At 68.3% G+C, this 17,085-nt stretch carries 14 protein-coding genes; 10 read left to right on the top strand and 4 right to left on the bottom strand.

Features of this window, described 5'->3' with window-relative positions; all coding sequences use genetic code 11:
* Window positions 1-94: 94 nt before the first annotated feature.
* Window positions 95-550, bottom strand: coding sequence for a DUF6194 family protein (locus AB0L64_RS32535; protein WP_363716390.1), 456 nt, complete (start codon window positions 548-550; stop codon window positions 95-97).
* Between the two features lie 82 nt (window positions 551-632).
* On the opposite strand from AB0L64_RS32535, the gene uvrC reads away from it, so the two are divergent.
* The 3 genes from uvrC to yvcK are packed head-to-tail and all read left to right on the top strand — an operon-like array spanning window position 633 to window position 4,467.
* The gene (gene uvrC, locus AB0L64_RS32530) at window positions 633-2,663 is read left to right on the top strand and encodes an excinuclease ABC subunit UvrC (RefSeq protein WP_363716388.1); all 2,031 of its coding nucleotides are present in this window, start codon (window positions 633-635) and stop codon (window positions 2,661-2,663) included.
* Window positions 2,663-3,529, top strand: coding sequence for an RNase adapter RapZ (gene rapZ, locus AB0L64_RS32525; protein ID WP_363716386.1), 867 nt, complete (start codon window positions 2,663-2,665; stop codon window positions 3,527-3,529). The genes uvrC and rapZ overlap by 1 nt, the downstream gene beginning before the upstream one ends.
* Complete coding sequence (yvcK, locus tag AB0L64_RS32520) at window positions 3,526-4,467, top strand: uridine diphosphate-N-acetylglucosamine-binding protein YvcK (RefSeq protein ID WP_363716385.1); 942 nt, start codon at window positions 3,526-3,528, stop codon at window positions 4,465-4,467. The genes rapZ and yvcK overlap by 4 nt, the downstream gene beginning before the upstream one ends.
* Window positions 4,468-4,542: 75 nt before the next feature.
* Here yvcK and AB0L64_RS32515 read toward each other — a convergent pair whose 3' ends face one another.
* From AB0L64_RS32515 to AB0L64_RS32505, 3 genes are all read right to left on the bottom strand, one after another.
* Window positions 4,543-7,947, bottom strand: coding sequence for an NACHT domain-containing protein (locus AB0L64_RS32515; protein ID WP_363716383.1), 3,405 nt, complete (start codon window positions 7,945-7,947; stop codon window positions 4,543-4,545).
* Window positions 7,948-8,323: 376 nt separating this feature from the next.
* Window positions 8,324-9,766, bottom strand: coding sequence for a hypothetical protein (locus AB0L64_RS32510; protein ID WP_363716381.1), 1,443 nt, complete (start codon window positions 9,764-9,766; stop codon window positions 8,324-8,326).
* On the bottom strand, window positions 9,763-10,269 hold the full coding sequence (locus tag AB0L64_RS32505; RefSeq protein ID WP_359925052.1) for a SigE family RNA polymerase sigma factor: 507 nt from the start codon (window positions 10,267-10,269) through the stop codon (window positions 9,763-9,765). The genes AB0L64_RS32510 and AB0L64_RS32505 overlap by 4 nt, the downstream gene beginning before the upstream one ends.
* A gap of 141 nt (window positions 10,270-10,410) precedes the next feature.
* On the opposite strand from AB0L64_RS32505, the gene whiA reads away from it, so the two are divergent.
* From whiA to AB0L64_RS32470, 7 genes are all read left to right on the top strand, one after another.
* Window positions 10,411-11,394, top strand: coding sequence for a DNA-binding protein WhiA (gene whiA / locus AB0L64_RS32500; RefSeq protein ID WP_141860534.1), 984 nt, complete (start codon window positions 10,411-10,413; stop codon window positions 11,392-11,394).
* Window positions 11,395-11,616: 222 nt separating this feature from the next.
* Complete coding sequence (locus AB0L64_RS32495) at window positions 11,617-13,146, top strand: M4 family metallopeptidase (protein ID WP_359925055.1); 1,530 nt, start codon at window positions 11,617-11,619, stop codon at window positions 13,144-13,146.
* A 205-nt stretch (window positions 13,147-13,351) separates the two neighbouring features.
* Entirely contained in the window at window positions 13,352-14,359 is a 1,008-nt protein-coding gene (gene gap, locus AB0L64_RS32490; RefSeq protein WP_363716378.1) for a type I glyceraldehyde-3-phosphate dehydrogenase, read from the top strand.
* A gap of 84 nt (window positions 14,360-14,443) precedes the next feature.
* Entirely contained in the window at window positions 14,444-15,637 is a 1,194-nt protein-coding gene (locus tag AB0L64_RS32485) for a phosphoglycerate kinase (protein ID WP_363716376.1), read from the top strand.
* 5 nt (window positions 15,638-15,642) lie between these two features.
* The gene (tpiA, locus tag AB0L64_RS32480; protein ID WP_359925063.1) at window positions 15,643-16,449 is read left to right on the top strand and encodes a triose-phosphate isomerase; all 807 of its coding nucleotides are present in this window, start codon (window positions 15,643-15,645) and stop codon (window positions 16,447-16,449) included.
* Window positions 16,446-16,679, top strand: a complete 234-nt coding sequence (secG, locus tag AB0L64_RS32475) for a preprotein translocase subunit SecG (protein ID WP_130385521.1) — start codon at window positions 16,446-16,448, stop codon at window positions 16,677-16,679. The genes tpiA and secG overlap by 4 nt, the downstream gene beginning before the upstream one ends.
* A 16-nt stretch (window positions 16,680-16,695) precedes the next feature.
* A complete protein-coding gene (locus AB0L64_RS32470; protein ID WP_131296896.1) occupies window positions 16,696-17,055 on the top strand; it encodes an RNA polymerase-binding protein RbpA in 360 nt (119 codons plus the stop codon).
* Window positions 17,056-17,085: the final 30 nt, after the last annotated feature.

Genomic DNA, 17,085 nt, shown 5'->3' with positions numbered 1-17,085 from the left:
CACATCTACCCTGGTTCACACGCTAGGGAGCGCGCCCATCCCAGCCGGGGGTCAACTCAGGCTTATGAGCCAACCCGCAATACGACCGCAATCTTCAGCCGGTTTGCCGGGCCCGGTGGTTGGAGTACTTGCGCGCCGCGAACCGGTAGGCCTCGTCGATCAACGGCAGCAGCTGGTCCAGACCAGTCGGGTCGACGATCGCCACCCAGTACTGACCGGCATAGAACGGATGGGGCATCAGGACGTCGCGGGCGGCGTAGTCGTGGCCCGAGTCGAGCACCCAGTCCGCGTCGCGCTCGGTGGGGACCGGGCCGAAGAGGGCCGTGTACGTCGTCTTCGTGAGGCCGAGGTTGAGTCGCCAGGATCCCTGCCGGTCGAGCTGGGACACTGTCTCGTAGTGGTCGCCCGTAACGACAGTGGCGAACGGCTGCTGCCGCTCCGGTGGCAGGTCGCCCGCTGGGTCGTAGAGGTAGAACAGGTCGTCCTGGGCCTCGAGCACCCGGACACCGTCGTATGCGCGGATCGTCCGATCGAGTTCGTCGAGCATCATGCCTTCAAGTCTGTCATTGAACGTGCAGTAGAGACTTTGCGCGGATTCCGGATTTGTCGGGCGGGCGAACTAGGGTGGTTGGGTGGCTGATCCGTCCTCCTACCGTCCCGCTCCGGGATCGATCCCCGACTCGCCTGGCGTCTACCGCTTCAGCGACTCCGCCGGGCGGGTGATCTACGTCGGCAAGGCGAAGAACCTGCGGGCCCGGTTGTCGTCGTACTTCCAGGATCTGGTGAACCTGCATCCGCGCACCCAGGCGATGGTGACGACGGCCTCGAAGGTCGAGTGGACGGTGGTCGCCAGCGAGGTCGAGTCGCTGCAGCTGGAGTATTCCTGGATCAAGGAGTACGACCCGCGCTTCAACGTGAAGTACCGCGACGACAAGTCGTACCCGTGGCTCGCGATCACCCTCAACGAGGAGTATCCGCGGGTGATGGTCGGCCGCGGCCAGAAGAAGAAGGGCGTGCGGTACTTCGGTCCGTACAGTCACGCGTGGGCGATCCGGGAGACCGTCGACCTGCTGCTCCGGGTGTTCCCGATGCGCTCGTGCAGCAAGGGCGTGTTCAACCGGCACCGCCAGATCGGCCGGCCCTGCCTGCTCGGGTACATCGGCAAGTGCGCCGCCCCCTGCACCGGTCAGGTGACCCAGGAGGAGCACCGGCAGATCGTCGACGACTTCGCCGCGTTCCTCTCCGGCCAGACCTCGACGTACGTGCGCCGGCTGCAGAAGGAGATGCAGGCCGCGGCCGCCGAGCTGGAGTACGAGCGGGCCGCGAAGATCCGCGACGACCTGGCCGCGCTGGAGAAGGCCCTGGCGAAGAACGCGGTGGTCCTCGGCGACGGCACCGACACCGACGTGATCGCGCTCAGCGAGGACCCGCTCGAGGTCGCGGTGCAGATCTTCTACGTCCGCGGCGGGCGGATCCGCGGTGAGCGCGGCTGGATCGCCGACAAGGCGGACGGTACGGCGACCACCGCCGACCTGGTCTCGCAGTTCATCCAGCAGACGTACGCCGGCGACTCGGGCGACACGATCCCGCGGGAGATCCTGGTCCCGACGATGCCCGACGACGCGGACGCGCTGACCGCCTGGCTGGAGGAGCTGCGCGGCGCGCGGGTGTCGATCCGGGTCCCGCAGCGCGGCGACAAGAAGGCGCTGATGGAGACCGTCGAGCGCAACGCGCTGCAGACGCTGACGATGCACAAGACCAAGCGCGCCAGCGACCTGACCACGCGCAATCAGGCGCTGGAGGAGATCCAGGCCGCGCTCGACCTGCCCGAGGCGCCGCTGCGGCTGGAGTGCTACGACGTCTCGAACCTGCAGGGCACCGAGGTGGTCGCCTCGATGGTGGTCTTCGAGGACGGCTTGCCGCGCAAGAGCGAGTACCGGCGGTTCGTGATCAAGGGCGTCGAGGGGCAGAACGACGTGGCCTCGATCGCCGAGGTCCTGACCCGTCGCTTCAAGCGCCTCCTGGACGAGCGCGCGACCATGACCGAGGACGAGGACCCGAACGCGGCGCTCATCGACCCGGAGACCGGGCGGGCCAAGAAGTTCGCCTACGCGCCGGGCCTGGTGGTCGTCGACGGCGGTCCGCCGCAGGTGGCGGCGGCCCGTCAGGCGATGGACGAGATCGGCGTCGGCGACATCCCGGTCGTCGGCCTGGCCAAGCGCCTGGAGGAGGTGTGGGTGCCCGACGAGGAGGACCCGGTCATCTTCTCCCGGACGTCGGAGGGCCTGTACCTGCTGCAGCGCCTCCGCGACGAAGCGCACCGGTTCGCGATCACGCACCACCGCAACCGGCGGTCGAAGTCGATGGTCGAGAGCACCCTCGACGAGGTTCCGGGACTGGGCGAGGTGCGGCGGAAGACGCTGCTGCGGCACTTCGGGTCGCTCAAGAAGCTGCGTGCCGCCACCGTCGACGAGGTCGCGGACCTGCCCGGTTTCGGGCCGCGGCTGGCGGAGTCCGTCGTACTGGCGGTTAACGCTGCTGCAACGAAGGCGGAAACCGGCCGGGCCCCGTCGGTCAACACGGCGACAGGCGAGATACTGGGCGACGACGTCCCGGCGCCGGCCGGGGCGCCCGACGGGGATCCAGGGAGAACTGAGAACTGATGGACGACACGAGCGGCAACCTGATCATCGTGTCCGGGATGTCGGGCGCGGGACGGAGTTCGGTCGCCGACGTACTGGAGGACCTCGGCTGGTTCGTGGTGGACAACCTGCCGCCGATGTTCCTGACCACCATCGTCGAGCAGGTCGTCGGGACCGGCGCGGCACCGCGGCTCGCGGTCGTCGTCGACGTCCGGACCGGCCTGTTCTTCGACGAACTGAGCTCGGCGATCCACGACCTGCGGCTCAAGGGGTACCGGCCGCTGACGTTGTTCCTGGAGGCGTCCGACGACGTGATCGTGCGCCGGCAGGAGAGCGTCCGCCGGCCGCACCCGCTGCAGGGTGAGGGCCGGCTGCTGGACGGGATCCAGCGCGAACGGGAACTGCTCGGCGACATCCGGGCCGGCGCCGACCTGGTGATCGACACCTCGAGCCTGAACATCCACCAGCTCGCCGCGAAGATCGTGAACGCCTTCGGCGACGAGGAGAACGCCGAGCTCCGGGCGACCGTGGTGTCGTTCGGGTTCAAGTACGGCATCCCGGTGGACGCCGACGTGGTCGCCGACATGCGCTTCATTCCGAACCCGTACTGGCAGCCCGACCTGCGCCCGATGACGGGGCAGGACCAGCCTGTGTCAGACTTCGTGCTCGGCCATCCGCTGGCCCAGCAGTTCCTGCAGAACTACGTGGACGTGCTGGACACCCTGCGGACCGGCTACCTGAACGAGGGCAAGCGCTTCGTCACCGTCGCGATCGGCTGCACCGGGGGTAAGCACCGTAGTGTCGCGATGGCCGAGGAGATCGCCCGGAGGCTGCGCGAGAGAGGGTCACCGACGTTGGTCGTGCACCGGGATCTGGGGCGTGAGTGACGAGATCGGCCAAGGTTGTCGCACTGGGCGGGGGACACGGCTTGGCGGCGTCCCTGTCCGCACTTCGCCATGTCACCGACCAGCTGACCGCGGTCGTCACCGTCGCGGACAACGGCGGGTCGTCGGGCCGGTTGCGCCAGGAGCTGGGGGTGCTGCCGCCGGGTGACCTGCGGATGGCCCTGGCCGCGCTGTGCCGCGACGACGAATGGGGCCGCACGTGGGCCGACGTACTGCAGCATCGCTTCCGCAGCAACGGTGAGCTGCACGACCACGCGGTCGGCAACCTGCTGATCGTCGCGCTGTGGGAGCTGCTCGGCGACGCGGTCGACGGACTCGACTGGGTCGCTCGGCTGCTCGGTGCGCAGGGCCGGGTGCTGCCGATGTCCGCCGTACCGCTGGACATCAAGGCCCGCGTGCTCGGGCTGGACCCGGCGCAACCGGAGGGGATCACGGAGATCCGCGGCCAGGCCGAGGTGGCCTCGACCGAGGGACACGTGGTCGACGTGGCCCTCGACCCGGCCGACCCGCCCGCGTGCCCGGAGGCGCTGGTCGCGGTCGCGGAAGCCGACTGGGTCGTGGTCGGGCCGGGATCCTGGTTCACCTCCGTCATCCCGAACCTGCTGGTCCCCGAGCTGTGCCGCGGTCTGGAGCAGACCAGCGCCCGCCGGCTGCTCACCCTGAACCTGGGGGAGCAGAAGGGGGAGACGGACGGGTTCTCGCCGGAGACGCACTTGGAGGTGCTGGCCGGGCACGCGCCGGATCTGCGGATCGACGTCGTGCTCGCCGACACCGGTCACGTGCCCGACCCCGAGTCGCTGCGCCGTACGGCGCAGTCCCTCGGGGCCGAGCTGGTGATCGCGGACATCGCCGACGAGGACCGTGACCTGCACCACGCGCCGGACAAACTCGCGAAGGTGTACCGGGAGATCTTCGGCTAGGCCGGACCGCGGGAGCCGCGCCTCGAGGACGGAGCTCGCCGCGAAGTACGGCGACCGCATCGCCAAGCGCGACGCCTACGCGCGCATGAGGAGCAGGACCTCTGAGGGCCGGCTGGGATCGTCGAGACGGGCGTCGAGGCAGGTGAGACTGCTGTGCAGTCCGCGAAGGCTTTGTGCGATCGCGGCGTCGGTGAATCTGTCCGCGACGCAGGCCGCTGCGAGCAGGCCGAGCCGAATCGCCGGGCTGCTGGTGTACGGCGCATCGGGGTGGTGGACTGTCGTCGCGATCATGGACGCGGACACGACCACGATCCGCCGGGCCAGGATCCGCCGGCATCGCTCGTCGCGGTCCGCGTCGGCTCCCGCGAAAGTCGACCCACCGCTCCAGGTTGCATTGAGCAACAACGGCTCGAGCCGGCGCAGGACACCTTCGACCTCATCGGGAATGGCCGGCGTCAGTTCGCTCGACGCCGTGAACAGGTCGACAAGGAACCGCTCGAACTGCACCCAGCCCTGGCTGTGGCGGTATTTCGTCTTGTGCGGCTCCCAGAGCGACAGCAGCAAGCTGAGCGCCACGACGGTGAGCTCGAACTGGTCGCGATGAATGCGCGAAGGGGCCCATTGCAGCACGGTTCGCCCCGCCGGCGCGGTGGTGGGCAGCGTCGCCGGATCTTGCAGTTCCTGGACAAGCATCGACACGTCGTCGGAGATCAACGAGTGCGTCAAGATGATGTCGAGCGCCTGACTGATCGCTTCGTCGACGGCGCGCCCCCGACGGAGGGTACGCCGGAACTCGCGCACCAGCACGGGCGGGACGGGGAAGTCCGTGACCGCCGCCAAACCACCAGCCAGATCCCTGAGGCGGTCGAGCCGCCGGTGCAGGTCGCGATCCTGCGACAAGTCTCCGCCACGACTCCGCGCCAGCGCCCGATCCACGTGGATCGCGTCCTTGACCAGCGCCGGCGTCATGCTGTGGTTCAACAGCTCGAGCCGGTCGAGAGTCGCCGTGAAATCTCGGGTCCGTGCCCGGTCCAGATCCCGCTCGAGAGCAAGGCTCAGAACATAAGGAAGCGCACCGACGACGGAGCGCAGATCGCGTCGGATGGTCTCCGCGAGCAGGCCGTCGCTCGCGACGTACGGATGCGAGACCCCTGGTGGCACGAACAGCCGTGGTCCGGCGTATCGCTTCCGGGTGCGGACCGCGGGCAGCGGACCCGCTCCCGGCGGCGTGACCGCGAGCGGGTCCTCGGCGTACCACACGGTCCGGCGGTTCAGGTCGACGATGACGCCGGTGATCGGATCGGCGAGCTCGCGGCGTACCGGCAGCCGGTAGGCGGTGCCGTCGTCGAACAGACCGTTGACCCACCTGACGATCTTCTCGACCTCGGTGGCCGAAACCCCGACCGCCTCCGCGTTGTCGTCCTTCGCGGGCTTGCGAACCGAACCGCCCGGATCGCCGGACAAGTCGACGTACAGGCGATACAGCGACTGCGGGAAGGGCTGCGCGCACGCCACAGCGCCATTGCTGAGGGTCACGGTGTGGCGAAGGCTGCGCGACGCGCGAACCGCGGCCATCAGCCGGCGATGCGCGTCGCGGGCCAGGACGTCGGATGCCGGCGGATCCGAGTACAGCATCGCGTCGAGGCGTTCGACGAGATCCACGTCGACCTCGCGGGCTTCGTCGGCACAGTCGAAGCCCAGCGCCAGTGCGCCGACGGTGCCTGACTTCAGGCACGCATCGATGACGGGCGACGCGTCCGCGTTCGCCGCCCACAGGAGGATCGTCTCGCGCCACCAGGCGTTGTCGACCTTCGTCGCCAGAGCGTTCACCTCGGGATGATCATGGATCTCCGCGGCCGCGAGGTACTCCTGCAGCGTCTGATGCGCGAACGCGTACAGACCGACCTCGCGTTCGACGAACAGACCACTCGTGGTGAGCTCGGCCAGAAACACATCGGCCGTCGCGGCCCGCGGGATCCTCGTCAGCGTCGGCCCGACGATGTCACTCGCGGACTCCCGCGTCACGTCGCGAACCTCGCGGGTCATCATCGCCAGCGCCAGCTTGCGCACCACCTTGGCCCGCTGTTCGGCCTTCAGACCTGATCCCGCGGACAGGTGCTTGGCCGCCTGCCGCCGGTGCAGCAGCAGATCGCACATCTCGCCGTACAACGCCGACCGGCTGCCGGGCAGCGCGCCGCGGTACTTGTGGACGTTGGCGATCATCGTCAGCAGCATCGGGTTGGCCGCCAGGTCGTACAGCGCCGGCTGCAGGCGCATCCGGCGGAGGAGATCGGCGGCATGGTCCTTCGCGATCGCCCGGGTTCGCTCGCCGGTCTCGCCGGTGCTGCGGCACTCGATGGCGTAGTACCACCTGTGCACGAACCTGAAGATCTGGTCACTGGTGAACCGCCGAACCTGCAGTACGTCGGCACCCCGGACCGGATTCGATTCATAGCCGTGCGGCCGCGACGTCAGGATGAAATGGTTCGCCGGATAGCGCGCGACCTGGTCCTGTACCCACGTGGATGTCAACTGCCGCTGTTCCTCGACCGCGACCTCGTCCAAACCGTCCAGCATGACGACACAACGGCCTTTCCTCAGGCCGCGCTCGAACCAGTCCGCCGTGACCGTACCTTTCAGCCAGGTAACGCTCGCGACCAGTTCGGGAATCGACACCCCGGGATCGCGGATGATCTCCTGGACATGGTCGCGCAGGTAAAGGATCACCGGCACACCGCGTTTGTGCCCGCGCCGCTCTCCCAATGTGATCGCCGTCCGGCGCAGGAGGGTCGTCTTACCCGAACCCGGGCCACCGATCACCGCGAAGACCCGCGGCTGACGGCTGTCCAGGAACGAGTCCAGCGACCGGCGCTCGCCGGCCGGAGTCTCGGCTCCGACGAACGGCGCGTGCGTCGCCGTCTGCAACGGCGACGGCGCCAGGCTGACGTCGACATAAACATGCCGGAGCTGCAGCGAGAACTCTCCCTGGGTGGCCATGCCGAGCAATTCGACATCACGCACGCTGGCGAGCAGCTGGTTCAGATAGCGCGCGCGGTAGCTCTTCAGGAACGCACTCACCCGCCGGTCGACGGCCGCGGCGCTCCGGGGAATCCACAAATCCCCGACTTCGCTGCTCACCCGGAAGACGAATCGTACGACCGCGACCAGGAACCAATAGCCCATCAGAACGACGATGCTGACCACCGGATTCTGCTGAACCTTCGACCACAACCAGCCGCTGACAGCCACCGGTGGCCCGAAAGCCACCAGGATCGGAACGATCCTCGCCACGATCCCGGCGTCCGCGAAGTCCCCCGGCCGCTCGGCATTGTTCACCATTCGGCGCCCCCAACACGAGCTCCCCACCCCTGCAATTGCAGAGAGTACTGCATAAAACCGCTTAAGTGACACCTTTAACCACAAGAGAACTTCTCCGCCATTACTGAACGCTGGCGGCTCGATATTGGCAGAACGCCGCACATGCCCAGGTTTTGCTGTGTTTCGAGCAGCACCTGGTTGCCTTCCACAAGCATCAGCGAATGCCGACCGAAGCCTCTTTCAGAGAATTCGCTTGAGATTGAAGTTGCCCGCAGCAAATAGACCTGGCCCGCGGTACGGGCGGTGACGTGTCCGGCTCGGCGGATCACGTCACCACACGTTCAGCGGTTCAATGACATCTTTCTCCAGGATCACTGAAGACGCGCGTTTTTCCACCCTGGCAGGGATTTCCGCGCTGCTAGGCGCACGACGTACGACTGGAACGACGAGTTGTGGCGAATGTCGCCGCCGCTTGCCGGTGGCAAGCGATTCTCTGCACCAACCGCTGTCTGTCGAAGAGCCTGATCGACGACGAGCTCTAGTCGAAGTCGGCGTCCACGGTCTTCTTCTGGTCGTAGACCTTCTGGCCGTGGGCGTCGTACCCACGGACTCGGACGCTCTGCAGGTCCGAGTTCCCGCCGGTGAGGCCCCAGATGTAGAAGCCGTTCGAGATCAGCGCGCGGGTCGGGCCTTGTCCCGGCAGGTCGACGATGATCTGCGCGACGCCGTTGGGCACCATGGCGGATGTGCCGTCGTCCTTGAAGGTCCCGTTGGCCTGCACCGCGCTCCGGGCGTAGTCGTACGGGCCCTTGGCCGTTGCCGCCAGCATGTGGCACCACGCGAGGACCCGCTTGTCCGGAGAGACAAGGACGGCGGTGAGCTTGTTGCCGGTACCGGTCTTGAGCGCGACCTGCCAGTCCTTCGTGACAGGGCCGGCCGCCTTGATCCGCGGGTCGGCCGGATTGCCCGCGCTGTCCTTGAAGTAGATGTCGTCCACGCCACGGCAGCGGGTGGTGATCTGCTTGTCGGTCAGCGCACTCACCGGCGGTGCGGGAGCAAGGGGCTTCCCGGTCTCCGGATCCTTCGTGAGCACGACCTGGGGCGTGATCGGGTCGGCGGTCTTGACGGTCACCGAAGGGTCGACGGTCGGCAGCGATGGGGGAGTGACCGGCGTCGGGACGTGTTCGTAGATTTTCGTGCCGCCGGCGTCGTAGCCGCGGATCCGGTCCACCGTGATCAGCTTGGCGTTCTCACCGGGGTGTCCGAGGGTGAGGAAGCCATCAGTTCCCAGTAGGGCCTCACGAGGACTGCTTTCACCGGCGAGGTCGACGAGCACCCGGGTGGCACCACGGACCGGAACGCGGAGGCCGTCCTGCGGCTGTGTCTGATGCCGGATCTGGCCCGCGGCCGAGATCGCGGCCGTGTGGGTGCGCCCGAAGGAGTCCGGCTTCTCCGGGCCGTCCATGGTGCAGGTCGAGACGACCGACTGGTCCGGTGAGAGGAACAGGGCGTTCAGCACCGACCGATCGCCGCTCTTCACCACGATCTTCCAGCGGGCATCGACCGGCCCGGCCTTGTCCAGCGTCTTGCCGGGGTGGGCCTGGCTGAAGTGCTCGTACGTATGGTCGTACCTCGTGCAGCGGCTGAGGACCTCGGCGTCGGACAACGGGCTCACCGGCGGAGCCGGCACGACCGTCTTGCCGGTCTCGTCGTCGATGATCCGGCCGGTCTTCACGTCGATGGTGATGGTCTGGCCGTTCGGCGTACCTGCTGGTTCTGCGCTCTCGGGGCGCGTGGTGGACCACGCGGCGATCCCGCCGACGATCGCGGCGGTGGTGAGCACCGCCGTGGAGACGGTGGCGATCCGGCTCTTCCGGACCGAGCGCCGGCCGCGGACCAGGATCTCGTCGACGTCGGTGTGCAACGGCTGGTCGGTGTCGTCGGCGGCTGCTGCGAGCAGTCGTTCGAGGTCGGTGCTCATGGGGCGCTCCTTTCGGTCTGGTCGAGTAGGTCGCGCAGGCGGGCGAGGCCACGGGAGGACTGGCTCTTCACTCCGCCGACGCCGATGCCGAGGACTTCGGCGGTCTGTTCGAGGCTGAGGTCGGCGTAGTGCCGCAGTACGACGCACGCCCGCTGACTCGCCGGCAAGGAGGCGAGGGCCTGGACGACGAGCAGGCGGTCGTCGACCGACGTCGCGTGATCGGGCAGTGGTGCGGACGGCTCCTCGGTGTCGGCGAGGCGTTCGCGCCGCCAGGGCTTCCTGGCCTGGTCGAACACGGCCGTCACCAGGCATTGGTGCGCATAGCTGTTGAGCCCCTGGGTCCGGTCGATCCGGGTCCAGCGGCGGTAGATCTTGACCAGCGCGTCCTGAGCCGCGTCCTCGGCCCGATGCCAGTCACCGCACATCAGGTACGCCGTACGTCGTAACCGGCGCAGCATGATGGCGGCGAACTCGGTGAACTCGGCTTCGTCACGTGCGTGCATACCCCTCCGTTCCACAGTGTTGCCCAGGGAACGCAGCCAATACTGCCGAAGGTTGCAGACTCCGTAACGGCCGGCCGGTCGCGGCGTTGGAAGGGGTGTGACCCACCGAGGGTCTTTGACACGGGTGGGAGGATGCCTTCTATGGCGATGACTGCACAGGTGAAGTCCGAGCTGACCAGCATCCAGGTCACGAAACCCTGTTGCCGCAAGGCCGAGGTGTCGTCCATATTGCGGTTCGCGGGCGGTCTGCACCTGGTGTCGGGTCGGATCGTCGTGGAGGCGGAGCTGGACAGCGGCGCCGCGGCGCGGCGGCTGCGCAAGGACATCGCCGAGATCTTCGGCCACCCGTCCGACGTGGTGGTGATCTCGCCGTCCGGCATCCGCAAGCAGACGAAGTACGTCGTGCGCGTGGTCCGGGACGGTGACGCGCTTGCTCGGCAGACCGGTCTGGTCGACAACCGCGGCCGTCCGGTCCGCGGTCTCCCGCCGGCGGTCGTGTCCGGGGCTTCCTGTGACGCGGTGGCGGCCTGGCGGGGTGCGTTCCTGGCGCACGGTTCGCTGACCGAGCCCGGCCGGTCGTCCTCGCTCGAGGTGACGTGCCCGGGGCCGGAGGCGGCCCTCGCGCTGGTCGGAGCGGCGCGGCGGCTCGGCATCGGTTCGAAGGCCCGCGAGGTGCGCAACGTCGATCGCGTGGTGATCCGCGACGGCGACGCGATCGGCGCCCTGCTGACCCGGCTCGGTGCGCACGAGTCGGTGCTGGCCTGGGAGGAGCGCCGGATGCGCCGCGAGGTCCGCGCGACCGCGAACCGGCTGGCCAACTTCGACGACGCGAACCTGCGCCGTTCGGCCCGCGCGGCAGTGGCGGCGGGTGCTCGCGTCGAGCGGGCGCTGGAGATCCTCGGCGACGACGTGCCGGACCACCTGCAGGTGGCGGGCAAGCTGCGGCTGGAGCACAAGCAGGCCAGCCTCGAGGAGCTCGGCCAGCTGCACGAGCCGGCCCTCACCAAGGACGCCGTGGCCGGCCGGATCCGCCGGTTGCTCGCGATGGCCGACAAGCGCGCCAGCGACCTCGGCATCCCGAACACCGAGGCCAACCTCACCCCGGAGATGCTCGACCCGGCCTGACCGGCAGCGACTTCCCGCACGAACCAGCGGCCCCGGAACTCGTTTCCGGGGCCGCTGCCCTGGCGCGGGGTGACCGGCCCGGCGTCGAAGGATTACCCGGGACTTCCGGGGTTTTCGACGCCGATCGGTTCCTTTTGGCGGACGGCTCGCACAGGGTGTGCGTGCCCATTCGCGCACGACCTTGTCCCGGTGCGTGCGCGTCTTCCGCCCAAGGGAGTTCCCATGAAGCGCATCCATCGCGCCGGTCTCGCCGCGACGGCGATCGCCGGCCTGGCCGTCGCCTCCATCACCGCCACCGTCCAGGCCGCCCAGCCCGGCAGCGGCCCCGCCGCGTCGCCAGTGGCGGCCGCCCGCGCCAACGCCGCGCAGCTCGGCCTCGGCGACGGCGGCGACCTGGTCGTCCGCGATGTCGTCACGGACGCGGACGGCAGCAGCCACGTCCGGTTCGACCGCACGTACCAAGGTCTGCCGGTCGTCGGCGGCGATGTCGTCGTCCACCAGGACAAGGCGGGCAAGGCCCGTTCGTCCACCGGTGGGATCGGCAAGCTCAGCCTGTCGACGAAGCCGGCCGTGTCCGCCGCGACCGCGTTCGCAGCCGCCAAGACCAAGGGCAGCAAGCAGCAGCTCGTCGTCTTCGTGACGAACGCCGGCCAGTCCAAGCTCGCCTACAAGGTCGTCAGCGAGGGCCGCAAGGCCAACGGTGAGCCGACCGGCACCGAGACGTACGTCGACGCGCAGACCGGCAAGGTCCTCGACAGCTGGGCGACCGTCAACGACGACCTCGGCAGCGGCACCGGCCTGTACGTCGGCACCGTCGGACTCGACACCACCAAGTCCGGCACCAGCTGGACGATGGTCGACCCGGTCCGCGGCGGCAACTCGACGTACAACGCCGGCACCCTCTACTCCGACGCGGACAACGTGTGGGGGACCGGCAGCAACTCCAACGCCCAGACTGCCGGCGTCGACGCGCACTACGGCATCGCGGAGACCTGGGACTACTACAAGAACGTGCACGGCCGCAACGGCATCGCCAACGACGGTCAGGGCGCGAAGTCGTACGTCCACGACGGTGCGTACGTGAACGCGTCCTGGAGCGACTCCTGCTTCTGCATGCGGTACGGCGACGGCGACGCGAGCCAGGGGATCGGCCCGCTGGTCGAGCTGGACATCGCCGGCCACGAGATGAGCCACGGTGTCACCAGCCGCTCGGCCGGGCTGCGCTACAGCGGCGAGTCCGGTGGTCTGAACGAGTCCACCTCGGACATCTTCGGTACGGCGGTCGAGTGGTACGCCGCCAACAGCCAGGACACCCCGGACTACGTCATGGGTGAGGAGATCTTCACCGACTACAACCCGGCGGTGAACTACATCCGGCGGATGGACAAGCCGTCGATGGACGGGGCCAGCGCGGACGCGTGGTCGAAGAGCGTCGGCCGGCTGAACGTGCACTACTCGTCCGGTGTCGGCAACCACTTCTTCTACCTGCTGTCCGAGGGCAGCGGCGCGAAGACGATCAACGGCGTCGCGTACAACAGCCCGACCGCGGGCGGCGTCACGGTCACCGGGATCGGCATCACCAAGGCCGAGAAGATCTGGTACCGCGCGCTGACGACGTACATGACGTCGCGGACCGACTACCACGGCGCCCGGACGGCGACGCTGAACGCCGCCACGGACCTGTACGGCGCGAGCAGCCCGGAGCGGGCCGCGGTCGACAAGGCGTGGGCCGCGGTGAACGTTCTGCCGTAACCGGATGAACATCTGATCGAGCGGCGGTTTCCGGAGAGACTTTCCGGAAATCGCCGTTCGTCGTACCAGCCAGTGGTCTGGTCTGAAGCAGTGAAAAACTACCGGTGGTCTCATCTGGACGCTACCAGTTGATCGAGTGGGCTGTTGGGCTAGTGTTCGGGCTGTAGCGGCAGTGCCAAAGCTAGTTCTGAGGAGACGCAGACCCGTGACCGTACGCGTAGGTATCAACGGCTTCGGCCGCATCGGCCGTAACTTCTTCCGCGCCGTGCAGGCGTCCGGTGCCGACATCGAGGTCGTCGCCGTCAACGACCTGACCGACAACCAGACCCTCGCTCACCTGCTGAAGTACGACTCGATCCTGGGCCGCTTCCCGGGTGAGGTCTCCGCCACCGACGACGACATCACCGTCGGCGGCAAGAGCTTCAAGGCGTTCGCCGAGCGCGACCCGGCCAACCTGAAGTGGTCGGACGTCGGCGCCGACGTGGTGATCGAGTCCACCGGCTTCTTCACCGACGCCACCAAGGCCAAGACGCACGCCGACAACGGCGCCAAGAAGGTCATCATCTCCGCCCCGGCGAAGAACGAGGACCTCACCGTGGTGATGGGAGTGAACCACGACCTGTACGACGCCGAGAAGCACACCGTGATCTCGAACGCGTCCTGCACCACGAACTGCATCGCCCCGCTGGCCAAGGTTCTGAACGACGCGTTCACGATCGAGAAGGGTCTGATGACCACGATCCACGCGTACACCCAGGACCAGAACCTGCAGGACGGCCCGCACAAGGACCTGCGACGCGCCCGCGCCGCCGCGCTGAACATCGTCCCGACCTCGACCGGCGCCGCGAAGGCGATCGGCCTGGTGCTGCCGGAGCTCAAGGGCAAGCTGGACGGCTACGCGCTGCGGGTGCCGGTCCCGACCGGCTCGGCCACCGACCTGACCGTCGAGGTCGGCCGCGAGGTCACCGTCGAAGAGGTCAAGGAGGCCTACAAGGCCGCCGCGGCCGAGGGCTCGCTGAAGGGGTACCTGACCTACACCGAGGACGACATCGTCTCGAGCGACATCGTCACCGACCCGGCGTCCTGCATCTTCGACGCGGGCCTGACCAAGGTGATCGGCAACCAGGTCAAGGTCGTCGGCTGGTACGACAACGAGTGGGGCTACTCGAACCGCCTGGTCGACCTGGTCAACCACGTCGGCGCCTCGCTCTGACGTTCCGTTCCGGTGCTTGCGTCCGAAGGTGACCCTGGTGTCCTCCTTCGGGCGCAAGCCTGTTTCTCCTGAGGATCTGACACTGTGAAGACCATCGAAGATCTCGGCGACCTGGCCGGTCAGCGGGTGCTGGTCCGCTCCGACCTGAACGTGCCGATCAAGGGCGAGGTGATCGGCGACGACGGCCGGATCCGCGCCTCGCTGCCGACGCTGATCACGCTGGCGAAGGCCGGCGCGAAGGTGATCGTCACCGCGCACCTGGGCCGTCCGAAGGGCGAGCCGAAGCCGGAGTTCACGCTGGCCCCGGTCGCGAAGCGGCTCGGCGAGCTGCTCCGGCCCGAGGGCATCACCGTGCGGTTCGCCGGCGACGTGACCGGCGACGCCGCGCAGGCCGCCGTACAGGACCTGGACGAGGGTGAGGTCCTGCTGCTCGAGAACGTCCGCTACGACCCGCGCGAGGAGAGCAAGGACGAGGCGCAGCGCGAGGCGCTGGCCGACGAGCTCGCCGCGCTCGCGGACGTATTCGTCAGCGACGGCTTCGGTGTCGTGCACCGCAAGCAGGCCAGCGTGTACGACGTGGCGCGCAAGCTGCCGCACGCCGCCGGCGGGCTGGTGCTCGCCGAGGTCGACGTCCTGAAGAAGCTCACCGAGGACCCGGCCCGGCCGTACGTCGTCGTGCTCGGCGGCGCCAAGGTGTCGGACAAGCTCGCGGTGATCGACAACCTGCTCGCCAAGGCCGACAAGCTGCTGATCGGCGGCGGCATGGTCTTCACGTTCCTGAAGGCGCAGGGCCACGAGGTCGGCAAGAGCCTGCTCGAAGAGGACCAGCTGGACGTCGTCCGCGGGTACCTGAAGGAGGCCGGCGACAAGATCGTGCTGCCGACCGACATCGTGGTCGCGGCCGAGTTCAAGGCCGACTCGCCGGCCACCGTGGTGGCCGCCGACGCGATCCCCGCCGACCAGCTCGGCCTGGACATCGGCCCGGAGTCCGGCACGGCCTTCGCCGCCGAGATCGCCGGCGCGCACACCGTGTTCTGGAACGGCCCGATGGGCGTCTTCGAGATGGCGCCGTTCGCCGGCGGAACCAAGGCCGTCGCGCAGGCGTTGACCGAGGTGGACGGCCTGAGTGTCGTCGGCGGCGGTGACTCCGCGGCCGCCGTCCGGCAGCTAGGCTTCGCCGACGAGGCGTTCGGCCACATCTCCACCGGTGGCGGTGCGTCGCTCGAATACCTGGAGGGCAAGGAGCTCCCGGGTCTCGCGGTACTGGAAGAGGACTGAAACCGATGGCCGACAGCGCCCGTACGCCGTTGATGGCGGGCAACTGGAAGATGAACCTCAACCATGTCGAGGCCGTGCACCTGCTGCAGAAGCTGAGCTGGACGCTGCAGGACAAGAAGCACGACTTCGACCGGGTCGAGGTGGCGGTGCTGCCGCCGTTCACCGACATCCGCAGCGTGCAGACGCTGGTCGACGGTGACCGGATGAAGATCAGGTACGGCGCACAGGACGTGTCCACGCACGACTCCGGGGCGTACACCGGCGAGATCTCGGCGGCGATGCTCACCAAGCTCGGCTGCACGTACGTGCTGACCGGGCACTCCGAGCGCCGGCAGTACCACAACGAGACCGACGAGCTGGTCAACGCCAAGACCACGAAGGCGCTCGAGGCGGGCCTGACCCCGATCATGTGCGTCGGCGAGGGCCTGGAGATCCGGAAGGCCGACGGTCACGTCGCGCACTGCCTGGGTCAGGTCGACGCCGGTCTGGCCGGGCTGAAGCAGGACGACGTCCGCAAGGTCGTGATCGCGTACGAGCCGGTCTGGGCGATCGGCACCGGCGAGGTCGCGACGCCGGAGGACGCGCAGGAGGTGATCGCCGCGATCCGGGGCCGGATCGAGGAGACGATCTCACCCTCGGTCGCCGACTCGGTACGGATTCTTTACGGCGGATCGGTGAAGATGGCCAGTGCAGGTGGCATCATGGCCCAACCGGATGTCGACGGCTGCCTGGTCGGAGGTGCGAGCCTCCAGGTGGACGAGTTCGCCGGCATCTGCCGTTACCTGGACCTTCAGTTAGGCTACTCCTCGTGATTCTCGCTTTCTCGATCGTCGTGATCGTCTGCAGCCTGTTCCTGACGCTGCTGGTGCTGCTGCACAAAGGCCGCGGTGGCGGCCTCTCGGACCTCTTCGGTGGCGGTGTGTCGTCCAGCCTGGGCGGCTCGTCGGTCGCCGAGCGGAACCTGGACCGGATCACCATCGGTGTCGGTCTGATCTGGTTCGCCGCCATCGTCGCGCTCGGCCTGCTCTACAAGCTCGGCTGAGGGGGAGTAGGTTCCCGTGGCTGGTGGTGGCAGTGCGATTCGTGGCAGCCGGGTCGGCGCCGGACCGATGGGCGAGGCGGAGCGCGGCGACACCGCGCCCCGGCAGCGCATCGTGTTCTTCTGTGCGAACGGCCACGAGACCGCGACCTGGTTCGCGGTCGAGGCGGCCATCCCGGAGGAGTGGGACTGTCCGCGGTGCGGTCTGCCGACCAGCACCGATGTGAACAACCCGCCTCCGCCGCCGAAGATCGAGCCCTACAAGACGCACCTGGCCTACGTGAAGGAGCGCCGCTCCGAGCAGGAGGCCCAGGAGATCCTCGACGAGGCGCTGGAGAAGCTCCGCGCCCGCCGCGCCCGCGGCGAGGTCATCTTCTAGCAACCACAACGAAGCCCGGACCGCCCGGTC

The organism is Kribbella sp. NPDC051936, assembly GCF_040680955.1.
In the GTDB taxonomy this organism is placed as follows: domain Bacteria; phylum Actinomycetota; class Actinomycetes; order Propionibacteriales; family Kribbellaceae; genus Kribbella.
Note: the sequence above shows the minus strand (reverse complement) of the source record. Positions and strands in the feature narration are given on the sequence as shown.

What these genes read in the sequence shown, in the direction of transcription:
- AB0L64_RS32510 (WP_363716381.1), bottom strand. Translation starts at nt 9,766, where the DNA reads ATGAGCACCGACCTCGAACGACTGCTCGCAGCAGCCGCCGACGACACC.
- AB0L64_RS32505 (WP_359925052.1), bottom strand. Translation starts at nt 10,269, where the DNA reads ATGCACGCACGTGACGAAGCCGAGTTCACCGAGTTCGCCGCCATCATG.
- tpiA (WP_359925063.1), top strand. Translation starts at nt 15,643, where the DNA reads ATGGCCGACAGCGCCCGTACGCCGTTGATGGCGGGCAACTGGAAGATG.
- whiA (WP_141860534.1), top strand. Translation starts at nt 10,411, where the DNA reads ATGGCGATGACTGCACAGGTGAAGTCCGAGCTGACCAGCATCCAGGTC.
- AB0L64_RS32495 (WP_359925055.1), top strand. Translation starts at nt 11,617, where the DNA reads ATGAAGCGCATCCATCGCGCCGGTCTCGCCGCGACGGCGATCGCCGGC.
- rapZ (WP_363716386.1), top strand. Translation starts at nt 2,663, where the DNA reads ATGGACGACACGAGCGGCAACCTGATCATCGTGTCCGGGATGTCGGGC.
- AB0L64_RS32535 (WP_363716390.1), bottom strand. Translation starts at nt 550, where the DNA reads ATGATGCTCGACGAACTCGATCGGACGATCCGCGCATACGACGGTGTC.